This window comes from Hydrocarboniphaga sp., from assembly GCF_028291725.1.
GTDB lineage: Bacteria > Pseudomonadota > Gammaproteobacteria > Nevskiales > Nevskiaceae > Hydrocarboniphaga.
The window spans coordinates 34,955-47,522 of the sequence record NZ_JAQGNT010000083.1; the positions used below are offsets into that span (position 1 = coordinate 34,955).

The following is a 12,568-nucleotide window of genomic DNA, read 5'->3' on the forward strand; positions in this document are numbered from 1 at the left end:
GCACCTGTCTGCTCCTCGATCTGCCGGCTTCTTTAGTGGGCGAGGCCATCGGCTTGCATTGCGCATGCTGCGGCTCTAGTGTCGCGAGTCAGAAGTTCGCATGCGAATTCGCCGCGGCTTTTCGCGCCTGGCCGCGTTGCAACTCCTCGCCATAGTTCGACTATGGCTCGTCGTTGCGCCTTGCCAGTCACGAAAAGCCGCCAGCGGCTTCATCATGCAACTTCTGACTTGGGACACTAGGGCAAGGTTCGACGCGGGCGCCGGCCTTGTCAACGCATACTCGGACGAGGGCCTGCGCATGGAGCGATTCGTGCTCCGCGCTAGAATCGGCTCACCACAACGGCAAGGATCGACAATGAGCGACCACTCGCAGGCATTCCTGAACCTGGTCAATGACGCGCGCAGCCGCGTCCGCGAAATCCATGCGCGCGAAGTCGCCGCCGAACTGGCCAGCGTGAAAAACGCCAAGCTGATCGACGTGCGCGAAGAAAGCGAATTCGCTGCCGGGCACATCAAGGGCGCGGAGCATCTTGGCAAGGGCGTGATCGAGCGCGACATCGAGGCCCGCCATCCCGACAAATCGACACCGCTCTATCTGTATTGCGGCGGCGGCTTCCGCTCCGCACTGGCGGCGGACAACCTGAAGAAGATGGGCTACGACAAGGTCGTCAACATCGACGGCGGCTGGCGCGAGCTGAAGGAATTGATGCCGGTGGAGTGAAGTCCGACCACCGTAGGTTGGGGTGAGCGCAGCGAACCCCAACATCGGCGCGGAACCAATGTTGGGGTTCGCTTGCGCTCACCCCAACCTACCGTCGGACTAGTTCGTCGCCGCCTGCTGCGGTGGACGCGCAATCAGCGCCTCCAGATTGGCCTTGACCTCGCGCGCATCGAAGGCCTTGAAGTTGTCCGCAGGCTTGGGGCCCTTGAACACCAGAATGCTGGCCTGCGCCTCGTATTCGGTGCGCGGGATCGAGCTGCTGGCGCCAAGGCCGAAACCCGGACCATAAAACGGCGACCAGTAACCGCCGTAGCCACCGAAGCCGCTATAGGTCTGCGAATAGCTGGTCTGCGCATCGGTGTTGGAATCAGCCTGGACGAAGTAGTCGTAGCCGTTCTGCAAGGTCACTTCGGCGGCACGGTAAAGCAGGTAGTTTTCGACAGTCTGGCGCGAGGTGCTGGAGTTGCCGGAGAACGTGACCTTGTAGCGATTGCTCTCGAGACGCTGCTCGGAATAACCAACTCCGTTTTTCGCGGGCTGGTACGGGGTCGCGGTGACGCAGGCCGCGACAGCGAGCACCAGGCTCGACATCGTCAGGCTGCGAATCAGGTGGGTACGCATGAGTTGCTCCTGGGAAGGCAGTCGGACGGCGCCCGCCGTCCTTGGGTGCATTATCACGCGCCGCAAAACAGCGTGGCGCAACCATTCATTGGCGATTCAGCTAGCCGGCGCACCGCTGCAGGCAGCATTACAAAGATTTTCGAATCCGCAAGTTAGCTTGCCGCAACGCCCTCACGCATACGAGACCGAGATAATTTCCAGTTCGGTTTCTCCACCTGGCAGGCGGACGGTAAAAACCTCACCCTCCTGCTTGCCCAGCAACGCGCGCGCCAGCGGTGAATCGACGCTGATGTACCCCGGCCCCTCGCCCGCTTCGTCTGGCCCGACAATCCGATGCCGCCGGGTCTCACCGCCGGCGTCGGCGATTTCGATCTGCGCACCGAAGAACACCCGGCCCGGCTGGTCCGGTGCGCGATCGACCACGCGCAGATCCGGCAGCCGCACTTGCAGGTAGCGCACGCGCCGATCAATCTCCCGCAGTTCCTTCTTGCGGTACTGATACTCCGCGTTCTCGGAGCGGTCGCCCTCGGCAGCGGCGGTAGCCAGCGCACGCACGACTTCGGGCCGGCGCACGCGCCACAGCTGATCGTATTCGTCGCGCAGCCGCGCGTAACCTTCGGCGGTGATGTAGATGGAGCCCTTTTCCGAAGGCGGGCGGTATCGCGACATCAGACTTGCGGAATCCCGTCCGGACAAAAGAAATCGGGCATGAAATGGGTAGTGCCCGGCACCGTGGCGTAGCCGGAGAAATCGGTCACGCCGCTCGCATGCAACACCAGGTCGTCAATGCAGAAGTTGCCGGTGAACTCGCGGCTGGGCTGGGTCAGGATCACGTGCGCCGCGTCGGCCATGATCTCCGGCGTGCGCGACTGCTTGATCATCGCATCACCGCCGAGCATCGCGATCGCCGCGGTGGCGATGCCGGTGCGCGGCCACAGCGCGTTGGCCGCGATTCCGGCCTTCCGGAACTCCTCGGCCCAGGCCAGGATGCAGAAGCTCATGCCGTACTTGGCCATCGAATACGCGACATGCGGGCCGAACCATTTCGGCGACATGTCCAGCGGAGGCGACAGCGCCATGATGTGCGGATTCGACGAGCGTTTCAGATGCGGGATGCAGGTCCGGCCGACCAGATAAGTGCCGCGCGCATTGATCCCGTTCATCAGGTCGTAGCGCTTCATGTCGGTTTCCATCGTCCCGGTCAGCGAGATCGCGCTCGCGTTGTTGACCAGGATATCGATGCCGCCGAAACGCTCGACGGTCTTCGCCACCGCATCCTGCACCTGCGTTTCATCGCGGATGTCGCACTGCAGCGCCAGGCCTTTGCCGCCCGCACGCTCGATCGCTTCGACCGCGGTGAAGATCGTGCCTTCGAGCTTGGAATGCGCTTCGGCGGTCTTAGCCGCGATGGCGACGTTGGCGCCATCGCGGGCAGCACGCTCGGCGATCGCCAGGCCGATGCCGCGGCTGCCGCCGGTGATGAACAAAGTCTTGCCGGCCAGCGATCCGGCTTTCATCGGCTTCAGCTTGAAACTGCCGAGATCAACGCTGCTGTAGCTCATCTGGTTTCTCCTTGCCTGCTATTGAGGGGTCTGACTTAGGTTTCTTGCAACATCGCGGTTGCGCGCGCGAGGCGCTCGGCCTGGATGCGATTCAGGTTGCGGAATACGGTAGCGGCGATACGCGGATAGCGCCGGCGCAGCCGCTCCAGATCCTGCGAGTCGAAACGCAACACGCGTACCGGCGTCGTCGCCAGCGCATTGGCGGTGCGCTTCTGGCCGAAATAGCCGGCCTCACCCAGCACCGCGCCGCGGCTGAGCTGGGTCAAGATCTGGCGCTCGCCGCCACGATCGATCCAGATATCGACTTCACCGTCGAGCACCACGTACATGTCGCGTGCCACGTCACCCTGGCGGATCACCTGATCGCCCGCCCGATGCCGTTCGAGCTTGGAAATCAGCGCGAAAACACGCGCCTGGCGCAGCGACAGGCCGGCGAACAGCGGGATCGTATGCTGCGGCGACTGGCCCAGATCGAGCCGCAGCATGTCCCACAAGGTGACGATCTTCAGCCGCGTCGCCAGGGCCGGCGTCAGCGTGATTTCGGAAATCCAGCCGATGAACAAGGTAAACGACGCGAGCAGGCCGAACTGCACCTGCGACTTCAGCTCGCTGCCGGCGAACATCAGCAGGCCGAGACACAGCGCCAATGTATTCAGCGTGGTCGGCCGCAAGGTACCGGCAAGGGCTTTCTCGACCGCGAGCTGCTCGTTGCCCAGCGAGCGAGCGTAACTATTGAAGCGCGCCAGAAAGTGCACGGTGTCGTCGACCGCAATGCCGAGCACGATGCTCGCGATCAGGCTGTTGGTCGGGTTCAGCGGGATGTCGAGGACGCGCAACAGGCCGAAGTACACCGCGACCGGCAGCAGGTTCGGCAGCAGCGCCCAGAGCCCGGCGACCAGCGAAGTGAACATCAGGCTGAGCAGGCCCAGAATCACCACGCCGGCAACCGCCAGCGACAGCCACTGTCCCTGCCCGATCGCCTCCACCGTGCGCGTCGCCAGGATCGAGCTGCCGGTCAACTCGCCATCGAGCGGCTCCGGCAATTGTGCGAGGCGCACCCGAGCCCGCTCGGCAAACCTCGCGATCTCGGCCGAGTCGTTGACGTTCAGCCGCACCGAGATCAGCGCCTCACGGAAGCGCGGATCGATGAAGCGGCGCAGATCCTCGCCGCCGACGAATACCAGGAGCTGCTTGGCGGCAGCGGCGCTGTCGGGCAGCGCGTAGGCGCTGTCGGCACCGTCGTTCATGCTCTGATGGATCAGCTTCAGATGATCGATATAGGACACCGCCGCGCCGACTTCGGGCTGGGCGCGCAACCAGGTCTGCAGCGTGTCGATCGCCTGCATCAATTCGGGCTCGGTCAGTGCATCGTTCAAATGGCTGTCGATATGCACCGCCACCAGGTTGGCACCATTGAACTCGCGACTGATCGCCTCGTAGTCGATGCGCGCCGGATGCTTGGCGACGAATCCCTTGACGTAGTCCGCACCCACCGGAATGCCGGTTGCCAGCCACAGGCATAGCGGCACGATGATCAGGGCGACGCCGATGATGCGGCCGCGCCAGCGAGTATCGAAACGCGCCAGCGGGCCGGCGAAACGTGCGGCCAGCCGCTGGCCCAGGTGGCCCTGTTCGTGACGGCCGCAACGTGTGACCGCGAGCATCGCCGGCATGAAGAACAAGGTCAGCAGCAGCAGGAACGACACGCCGAGCACCGACAGCCAGACGAACTGGCGGATCGCCGGCAGCGCATTGATCAGCAGCGCCAGGAATCCGGCGATCGTCGTCGCCGTCGCCAGCAGCAGCGCCGGTGCGAGCTCACGCATCACGTGCGCACTGCGATGCCGGCGCTCCTCGGCATCGCGCGCCGGCTCCGAGAAAAAATCCGACAGCAGATGGATCGCATAGGCCAGGCCGAGCGTGACCACCAGCGGCGGCGTGATCACGGTGACCACGTTCAGCGGGATCTCCAGCGCCACCGCGCTGGCCAGGGTCCAGATCATCGCGACGCTGACACCCAGCACCGCAGTCAGCATCGCGCGCACCGAGCGGAACGCGATCAGCAGCAGCACGACGATCAGGCCGTAAATCGTCGGGATCGTGAACGCCAGCGTATCCAGCAGCGCCAGTGTCGTCGCCGCCTTGATCACCGGCGCGCCGGTGACATGAATTTCGGCGCTGCCGGTTTCCCTCGCCGCGATATCGCGGAAACGCTGCTCGTAGTGCTGCCGCAAAAAGCGTACTTCGTCGACGCCCTCCAGCGACACCACCAGCGCCGCATATTTTCCGTTCGGCGAAACCAGCGTGCCGCGATAAACGGCGTTGCGATCGAAGGCCGCCGCCAGTGCCGGCACGACAGAAGGATCGGCGGCCGCCTGCTCGGTGAAACTGCTGACCTCGATGTCTTCGCCGCTGGCGAGCAGGTTCGGCACCGTCGCCAGCGAGTAGACGCTATTGACGCCTTCGACACGGCGCAAGGCCGCGCTCAGCCGCGCGATCGCCTCCAGATGGTCCGCAGTGAACACCGGATCGAAGCGCACCGCCAGCAGCACCGCATCGGTGTCGCCGAAGGTCGCGCGCAGATGCTCGAAGCTCAGGCGGTCGACGTCGTTCTTCGGCAGCAGCTTTTCGGTCGACGGGTCGACGCTGATACGCAGATGCCCTGCGCTGTCGAAACAGCTCGCTGCCGCGTAGACCGTGATCAGCGCGACGACGATCAGTGGCAGCCACGGCCGCCGCGCGAGGAACTCGATCAGCTTGTCGAACACGCTGGCCAGCTCAGCCGCCGAGTTGGAAGGAGTGCGGGTTGAAGTACAGGTCCGACAGGCCGTCGCTGCCAATGACGCCGTCGATGCTGAGCTCGGTGTGGCTGTGCTCGCTCAGGTCTTCCATCGTGCCCTTGGACACGTACCAGCGGCTGCCGCTTTTTTTCAGATCCTTCGCCGACGCGCTGTAGCGCTTGCGCACCTGCTGGTCCGCGATAAATTCGGCGCGCAGGGCCACGCAGGATTCGCGGTCCACCCAGGTGCGGATCTCGGCGAAGCGTGATTGCTGTGCCGCATCGGGGGTCAGCTTCAGCACATAAGTGTCGCGCGACTCGATCTGCTCGGTCTTCTCGAGCACGACATGGCCGCCGCTGAATGCATGCGAGATCTGCTTGATGTCGGCATAAGAGATGTCGGTGCCGAACAAGGGATTGTCCTGGGTGCCGCCCATGATCCGGCGCGTCTTGTTCAGCGCCGGCAGGAAGATGTACATCGCATCCTGTTCCTTGGCCTTGGCTTCGCGCAGCAGGTAGGCCGCGCCGCGCAGATCGGCCGGAGCATCGACGCGCAGCATCGTCCGCAGCAGCCCCTCGTCGCGTATCGCAAACAGCCGGCCCTTGAGCTGGCGGCTGGCGCCGTTGCGGTCGGTGGAATTGAGCGTGAACTGCTTGATCTGCAGCGCAGGCGGAATGTTGGCGCGCATGCAGCTGTCGATCGCCTCGACGCTGGGCGCGGCGGCATTGCCGGCCGCGATGGCCCCTGAACCGAACAGCATCATCAGCAGGCTGGCGAGGCCGTGTCTCAGCACGGTACCCGTCTTGGTTTTCATTCTCGTCTCCCGGGCGGGCGAGCGTCCGCTCCCCCGGGTGTAGCTTAGCGGGCTGGTGCCGGCCATGCGCAAGCGCCGCTGCAGGGTACGCCCGGGCACAAGGCTGTGCGACCGGCGCCGCGATCAGGCCGTCGGCGCGGGCATGAAATGCTTCAGCAGCAGGTGCGCCGGGAAGTACAGCAGGGCCGGATAGCCGAACAGCGCCACCATCAGCCAGGCCCAGGCCGGCATCCACTTCTGCGCGACGTCGTCGGAGAAACCATAAACGTAGTTGATGTTGACCGGTCCGATGCCAGCGCGCGACAGCGAGGGCGGCGGCATGAAGAAGTAGCAGACCAGCACTAGCGCCGTGGCCAGCACCGTCCAGATCACGAACCCGCGGCTGTCGTAGCCGGTGCGCCAGACCAGGTACAGCAGCAGCACCGGCAGCCAGCCATGGAACAGCGACAGCCCGCGCAGGAACAGCGATCGCTGCGTGTCGAACATGTAATCGGTCATGCCGGTGACCCGCCAGCCGGCCAGGTTCGCAAGAAAATCGGCCAGCCAGAATATTTGCGGGATCAGGATACCGGCCGTCGCGATCGACAATAGCAGCGAGCTTTCCATCCAGACGCCGGCAAGGGTCAGCAGCAGCGCCACATCGCAGAAATACAGGAAGTTGCTCGGCCCATAACTGCGCAGATACACCGGCAGCAGCACCGCCATGAACGCGGTGTACGCGAGTTTGATGCCCAGTGGAATCGAGCCTGCCGCAACCTCCATGGAAAGTCCTTTTGTGTTGTGCCGCTCAACCAGCGCATTTTCGGCAGGTGCCGAGCACTTCCAGCACCTGGCGCCTGGGCAGGAAGCCGGTCTGGCCGGCGCGCTTGGTGATCCAGGATTCGATCGCCGTGCTGTCCATTTCCTCGGCGGTGCCGCAGTCGCCGCACAGGAACAGCACGCCGGCGTGGTGGTGATCGGGCTCCTGGCAGGCGGTGTACGCCTTCAGCGATTCGAGACGGTGCAGCCGGCCGATCTCGACCAGGAAATCGAGGCCACGATAAACCGACAGCGGCGATGGCCGGCGATCGAGCACGCCTTCCAGGCCCTCGATGATCTGGTACGCGGTCTGCGGCTGGTTCTGCGCCAGCAGGTGGCGATAGATGTCGCGACGCATGCCGCTGAGCCGGTGCCCGTCCGCCAGGCACTGCGCCTCGAGCGCCGCGACGCCGGCCTTGATGACGGCGGCCGGGCGTGCGGCTTTGCGGGATTTATCGACGGTGCTGGCCATGGCTGCATGCTAACCCAGCGACCGCATCGGGTGGGCCGCGCTTGCGCCGGCGAACGTTACTTCGTAACACTGTGCATCCGCTGCCACCGCAGCACCGTGATCGACACAGGAACCGCCGAGTGACGACCGATACCCGCATCCCCGTGTGTCTGCTGACCGGCTTTCTCGGAGCCGGCAAGACCACGCTGCTGAACGCCCTGCTGCGCGATCCGGCAATGGTCGGCACCGGCGTCGTCATCAACGAGTACGGCACGGTCGGCATCGATCACCACCTGGTCGAAGCCGCGCCGGAAGATACCTCGCTGATCGCCGACGGCTGCATCTGCTGCACCGCGCGAGGAGAGATCGCCGAGGCGATGCTGAGCCTGAGTGAGCGCATGCAGGCACGTGCCGGCACCAGCTTGAGACGCGTGATCATCGAAACCACCGGCCTGGCCGAACCCTGGCCCATCCTGCAGCAGATCCTGCGCACGCCCGAACTCGCCGAGCGTTACACGCTCGACTCGGTCGTAACTGTGGTCGACGCCTTCAACGTCGCGGACACGCTGGCGACGCAGGACATCGCAGTGCAGCAGATCACCGCCGCGGATCGCATCCTGATCAGCAAGACCGATCTGGTCGACAGCTCCCAGAGCGCCGAGCTGCGCGCGCGCCTGGCCCAGATGAATCCGGACGCGGAGATCAACGACGTTGCGCAAGGCGCAGCGCAGCCGGAGCAGTTGTTCACCGGCGGCCGCCACGATCCTTCATCGCCGCAGTATCGGCCGGGCGCACTGCTGGCGAACGCCGACACGCTGCGCTTCACGCCGGCGCCGCCCGGTGTGCTGCGCCGCCAGCCCGGCCTCGCGGTGCCGCGCGACCAGGACATCCAGACGTTCAGCCTGATCCTCGATGTGCCGCTGCAGGCCGGCCGGTTTCTGGGATGGATGGAATTCCTGCGCACCTTGTGCGGGCCGACATTGCTAAGGGTAAAAGGCCTGATCAACATCGACGGCCAAACCGGGCCGACGGTGATTCACGGCGTGCAGAAAGCCTTCCATCCGCCGACCGAACTGGCGGCCTGGCCGGATGACGATCGGCGCACCCGCCTGGTCTTCATCACGCGCGGTTACGGCCAGGAAATCGTCGGGGAAACCCTGGGCTACTTGCAGGCCTGCGCAGCCGGCCAGCCGGCCACGCCTCCGGCCCCGTCAAGACCAATTCAGCTCAACTGAACGCCTCACTCATCGAGCGGCGCAGATCCATGAGGGTGATCGGGGTGCCGGCGACGATGCAGCACGAAGTTCGCTGTATGCGCCGCCGCCAACAATAGCGCGCCGCACACGGTCAGCACGGTCTCACCGCGATGTGCGATCACGCCATAGACACTGCCGACAAGGCCAGCGCTCAACAGCAGTACACCGCAGGCGCCAACTGCCAGCACTCGCCAGTCACGATGCCGCCGGCAGCCCAGCAGCAAAGCCGCGAAGCTCGACGGCACCACGGCGATCAGCATCCAAAAATGAAACGACTCGCTGGTGAAAAGCCCGGCCATCGCCCAAGGCAGCGCTGCGACGAGCAGCGGCAGGGCCAGGCAATGCACCAGACACAGGCCGGACAACAGCATCGCGCCCATATCGAGTGCCGCCAAAGGCGCCGCCGATGAGGCCGTGGACAATTCCGCAGAATCTGCAGAACCTCTGGAACTCCCGTACATATCGATACTCTTATCTGCTGTTACAAGGTAACGTCTGCACTATAACATCGCCGCCAGAAAAGTCGCGGCCGGGAGTTCACGCATGCTGAGATTCGAGCAACTGCGGCACCGCTACGGTGAGCGGACCGTGTTGGACGTAGGCGATCTGCGGATCGAGGACGGCGCGCAGATGCTGCTGCTGGGCCCGTCGGGCAGCGGCAAGTCGAGCCTGCTGCATATCGCCGCCGGCCTGTTGCGACCGACTGAAGGCCGCGTCTGGCTCGACGATATGGAGCTGACCGGCATGCACGGCGCAGCGCTGGACAGGGTGCGCGGGCGCCGTGTCGGCATCGTGTTCCAGCGCCTGCATCTGATCCCGTCGCTGAGCGTTCTCGATAACGTGCTGGTCGCTCAATACAGCGCTGGCAACAAGGTCGATGCCGGAGTTGCGATGGAGACTTTGGATCGCCTTGGCATGTCGGCGAAAGCCAAAGCCAAACCGTCTTCGCTGAGCCTCGGCGAAGCACAACGCGTCGCAATTGCACGTACGGTCGTCAATCGACCCCGTCTGATCCTGGCTGACGAACCAACCTCGAGTCTCGACGATGCGAACGCCGAGCAGGTGCTGCGCCTGTTATGCGAACAGGCGCAAGGCGCGACCTTGCTGATTGCAACACACGATGCCCGCGCAAAAGCCGTAATACCGCAACAAGTCATACTGAAAGCTGCCGCTCAGCAGGTAGTCGCGTGAACCTGCTGACACTCGCTGCTGCTGATCTGCGCCACCGGCCTCTGCCGAATTTTCTGCATCTGGTTCTGCTCGGGCTGGGCATCGCGATGATCACGGCGCTGCTGCTGATTTCCACGCAGATCAGCGGCAGGCTGCAGCGTGACGCGAACGGCGTCGACCTGGTTCTCGGCGCGAAAGGCAGCCCACTGCAGCTGATTCTGTCGACGGTCTATCACCTCGATATTCCGACAGGAAACATACCACTCGACGAAGCCAATCATTGGGCCAGCAATCCGATGATTGCCGAAGCGATCCCGCTGTCGCTCGGCGACAACGCCCGCGGTTTTCGCATCGTCGGCACGACACCGGCGCTACTGAAACACTACGGCGCCAGGTTTGCGCAGGGCCAGGTGTGGGATGCACCGATGCAAACCGTGGTCGGCTCCGAGGTCGCACAGTCCGGCTTCGTAAACGGCGCAACCTTTATCGGCATGCACGGCCTCGGCGCATCCGGTCATGCTCATGCCGACCATCAGTACCGTGTCGTCGGCGTGCTGGCGCCGACCGGCACCGTGCTCGATCGCCTGATCCTGACCAGTCTCGACAGCGTCTGGGAAGTGCATGGCGCGCATCACCATGATGCCGACGAGCACGACGACGACGATCACGCCGAGGATCATGCTGCCTCCGGAGACGGGGCCGCGAACTACAACGCCGCGAAAGAAATCACCGCAATGCTGATGACCTATCGCACGCCGCTCGCTGCCGCGTCCCTGCCGCGCATGATCAACACTCAGTCCAAGCTGCAGGCAGCGGTGCCGGCGATGGAAACCGCGCGCCTGCTCAATCTGCTCGGCCTAGGATTCGACACCTTGAGAGCGCTCGCCGCCGTACTGATCGTGGCAGCCGCGCTATCCGTATTTGTCGCCTTGTATACCGCGATGGAAACGCGCCAGTACGATCTGGCCGTGCTGCGCAGCCTCGGCGTATCACGCGGACGAGTGGTCGCGCTGCTGTGGATTCAGGCGCTGAGCCTGAGCATCGCCGGAACACTGATCGGCTTGCTGCTCGGACACGGCGCAGTCGAGGCGATGGGCCGCGTCGCCGGTACCGGCCGCAATGTCAGCCTCACGGGCTTGACGCTGCAGGCCGACGAGCTGGCGATTCTGCTGCTACCGCTTCTGGTCGGCACTCTTGCCGCGTTGCTGCCGGCCTGGCGCGCGTATCGCAGCGACGTCGCCGCCACCTTGTCGCAGAGCTGAGCCGATGAGGCTTCTTAGCGCGTTATTGATACTGGCTACGGCGGCCGTGCTGAACGCCTGCGGGGGCACAGATACTCCGCCGCCGGATGCACCCCGGGCACCCGCTGACAGCCCGATCGAATCCGGGGATCCACCGCCAACGCGCCTGGACGCGAACGGCATGCCGTCGCCTGCCGGCAGACCATTCGCCGACTCGCTCTCACAGTCATCGCCGGCTCTCGCCGCGAAGAAAAAACCGAGCGTACGTTACAAGAACGGCAAGCTCGTATCCGATGATTCCGCCCCGATCATCGAGGTCGTTTCCGAGTTCGACAATCATCGCGACGGCCGCATCGCGGTCCCCGCCTATCCCGGAGACATCCTGTATCTGGGCGTCAATGTGCAGACGGAAGCCGGCACGCCGTTGAAGCGCAAGCCGGTCGAGATCAGTTCGGCGCGCAAGACTCGCATCGTGCAGATGAGCGACCAGACCGACGACGAGGGCTATCTGGAATTTCACATGGTCGCCGGTATCGCGGGCAGCGACATGGTCACCGTCAATGCCGCCGCGGTCAGCACGATTTTCTACATCGACGTCACCGAACCGCCTCGTGGTGAATGGCTGGCTGGCATCGATCTGAAAGGCGTCACGCCGTGGGACGTGTTGATGAGCGCCCAACTCGATATCGGCATGCAGGCCGTCAGCGCGACGTTCCCCAAACCACTGCAGGATCTGCAGAAGCACAGGCTCAAGCTGGTGGGATTCATGCTGCCGCTGGGTGTCGAGGAAAAGCAGAAGCACTTCCTGCTTTCATCCAACCCGCCGAGCTGCTTCTTCCATCCTCCAGGCGGGCCGTCGTCGGTCGTCGAAGTGTTTTCCGACAAGGGCGTGGCGATGAGCTACGACCCGATGGTAATCGAAGGCGAGTTCGAACTGGTGCCGAAGAGCGACACCGGCATTCTGTACAAGCTGAAGTCGACGAAACTGATCGCCGGAGGCGGTTAAGCATTCGGTCTTCAGAATCAGAAAAATCGCAAAAAAAACCCTCAACGGGTGTGCGTTGAGGGTTGGGGTATTAAGAGCCTGGCAGTGTCCTACTCTCGCATGGTCATTGCCACACTATCATCGGCGCTGAGTCGTTTCACTTCCGTGT

The 12,568-nt window shown here is 63.9% G+C and carries 13 protein-coding genes; 5 read left to right on the plus strand and 8 right to left on the minus strand.

Going from position 1 to position 12,568, the window contains the following annotated elements:
• Positions 1-100: 100 nt before the first annotated feature.
• Positions 101-721, plus strand: a complete 621-nt coding sequence (locus JWQ90_RS21650; protein ID WP_299697068.1) for a rhodanese-like domain-containing protein — start codon at positions 101-103, stop codon at positions 719-721.
• Between the two features lie 99 nt (positions 722-820).
• On the opposite strand, the gene JWQ90_RS21655 is transcribed toward JWQ90_RS21650, so the two are convergent.
• The 7 genes from JWQ90_RS21655 to JWQ90_RS21685 form a co-directional block, all read right to left on the minus strand.
• On the minus strand, positions 821-1,342 hold the full coding sequence (locus tag JWQ90_RS21655) for a hypothetical protein (RefSeq protein ID WP_299697069.1): 522 nt from the start codon (positions 1,340-1,342) through the stop codon (positions 821-823).
• A gap of 171 nt (positions 1,343-1,513) precedes the next feature.
• On the minus strand, positions 1,514-2,011 hold the full coding sequence (gene greB, locus JWQ90_RS21660) for a transcription elongation factor GreB (protein ID WP_299697070.1): 498 nt from the start codon (positions 2,009-2,011) through the stop codon (positions 1,514-1,516).
• Positions 2,011-2,904 carry an NAD(P)-dependent oxidoreductase gene (locus JWQ90_RS21665; protein ID WP_299697071.1) on the minus strand — a complete coding sequence of 298 codons (894 nt, stop codon included), beginning with the start codon at positions 2,902-2,904 and terminating at the stop codon, positions 2,011-2,013. The genes greB and JWQ90_RS21665 overlap by 1 nt, the downstream gene beginning before the upstream one ends.
• Positions 2,905-2,939: 35 nt before the next feature.
• Positions 2,940-5,672 carry an MMPL family transporter gene (locus JWQ90_RS21670; protein WP_299697072.1) on the minus strand — a complete coding sequence of 911 codons (2,733 nt, stop codon included), beginning with the start codon at positions 5,670-5,672 and terminating at the stop codon, positions 2,940-2,942.
• Positions 5,673-5,682: 10 nt separating this feature from the next.
• Entirely contained in the window at positions 5,683-6,498 is an 816-nt protein-coding gene (locus JWQ90_RS21675) for an outer membrane lipoprotein-sorting protein (RefSeq protein ID WP_299697073.1), read from the minus strand.
• 123 nt (positions 6,499-6,621) lie between these two features.
• On the minus strand, positions 6,622-7,260 hold the full coding sequence (locus tag JWQ90_RS21680) for a hypothetical protein (RefSeq protein ID WP_299697074.1): 639 nt from the start codon (positions 7,258-7,260) through the stop codon (positions 6,622-6,624).
• A 25-nt stretch (positions 7,261-7,285) separates the two neighbouring features.
• Positions 7,286-7,768 carry a transcriptional repressor gene (locus JWQ90_RS21685; RefSeq protein WP_299697075.1) on the minus strand — a complete coding sequence of 161 codons (483 nt, stop codon included), beginning with the start codon at positions 7,766-7,768 and terminating at the stop codon, positions 7,286-7,288.
• Positions 7,769-7,887: 119 nt separating this feature from the next.
• On the opposite strand from JWQ90_RS21685, the gene JWQ90_RS21690 reads away from it, so the two are divergent.
• Positions 7,888-8,982, plus strand: coding sequence for a GTP-binding protein (locus JWQ90_RS21690; protein WP_299697076.1), 1,095 nt, complete (start codon positions 7,888-7,890; stop codon positions 8,980-8,982).
• A 5-nt stretch (positions 8,983-8,987) separates the two neighbouring features.
• Here the strand turns inward: JWQ90_RS21690 and JWQ90_RS21695 are convergent, their stop codons facing one another.
• Positions 8,988-9,398 carry a MerC domain-containing protein gene (locus JWQ90_RS21695; protein WP_299697077.1) on the minus strand — a complete coding sequence of 137 codons (411 nt, stop codon included), beginning with the start codon at positions 9,396-9,398 and terminating at the stop codon, positions 8,988-8,990.
• A gap of 148 nt (positions 9,399-9,546) precedes the next feature.
• Between JWQ90_RS21695 and JWQ90_RS21700 the strand changes: the two genes are divergently transcribed.
• The 3 genes from JWQ90_RS21700 (at position 9,547) to JWQ90_RS21710 (ending at position 12,420) form a co-directional block, all read left to right on the plus strand.
• The gene (locus tag JWQ90_RS21700) at positions 9,547-10,194 is read left to right on the plus strand and encodes an ATP-binding cassette domain-containing protein (protein WP_299697078.1); all 648 of its coding nucleotides are present in this window, start codon (positions 9,547-9,549) and stop codon (positions 10,192-10,194) included.
• Complete coding sequence (locus tag JWQ90_RS21705) at positions 10,191-11,435, plus strand: FtsX-like permease family protein (protein WP_299697079.1); 1,245 nt, start codon at positions 10,191-10,193, stop codon at positions 11,433-11,435. Before JWQ90_RS21700 ends, JWQ90_RS21705 begins: the two co-directional genes overlap by 4 nt.
• A 160-nt stretch (positions 11,436-11,595) precedes the next feature.
• Positions 11,596-12,420 carry a DUF3299 domain-containing protein gene (locus tag JWQ90_RS21710; protein WP_299697080.1) on the plus strand — a complete coding sequence of 275 codons (825 nt, stop codon included), beginning with the start codon at positions 11,596-11,598 and terminating at the stop codon, positions 12,418-12,420.
• The last annotated feature ends 148 nt before the right edge of the window (positions 12,421-12,568 follow it).

Bases quoted from the DNA above. Each gene is read 5' to 3' on its own strand.
- JWQ90_RS21650 (WP_299697068.1), top strand. From the start codon at position 101: ATGCGAATTCGCCGCGGCTTTTCGCGCCTGGCCGCGTTGCAACTCCTC.
- JWQ90_RS21655 (WP_299697069.1), bottom strand. From the start codon at position 1,342: ATGCGTACCCACCTGATTCGCAGCCTGACGATGTCGAGCCTGGTGCTC.
- greB (WP_299697070.1), bottom strand. From the start codon at position 2,011: ATGTCGCGATACCGCCCGCCTTCGGAAAAGGGCTCCATCTACATCACC.
- JWQ90_RS21665 (WP_299697071.1), bottom strand. From the start codon at position 2,904: ATGAGCTACAGCAGCGTTGATCTCGGCAGTTTCAAGCTGAAGCCGATG.
- JWQ90_RS21675 (WP_299697073.1), bottom strand. From the start codon at position 6,498: ATGAAAACCAAGACGGGTACCGTGCTGAGACACGGCCTCGCCAGCCTG.
- JWQ90_RS21680 (WP_299697074.1), bottom strand. From the start codon at position 7,260: ATGGAGGTTGCGGCAGGCTCGATTCCACTGGGCATCAAACTCGCGTAC.
- JWQ90_RS21685 (WP_299697075.1), bottom strand. From the start codon at position 7,768: ATGGCCAGCACCGTCGATAAATCCCGCAAAGCCGCACGCCCGGCCGCC.
- JWQ90_RS21700 (WP_299697078.1), top strand. From the start codon at position 9,547: ATGCTGAGATTCGAGCAACTGCGGCACCGCTACGGTGAGCGGACCGTG.
- JWQ90_RS21710 (WP_299697080.1), top strand. From the start codon at position 11,596: ATGCCGTCGCCTGCCGGCAGACCATTCGCCGACTCGCTCTCACAGTCA.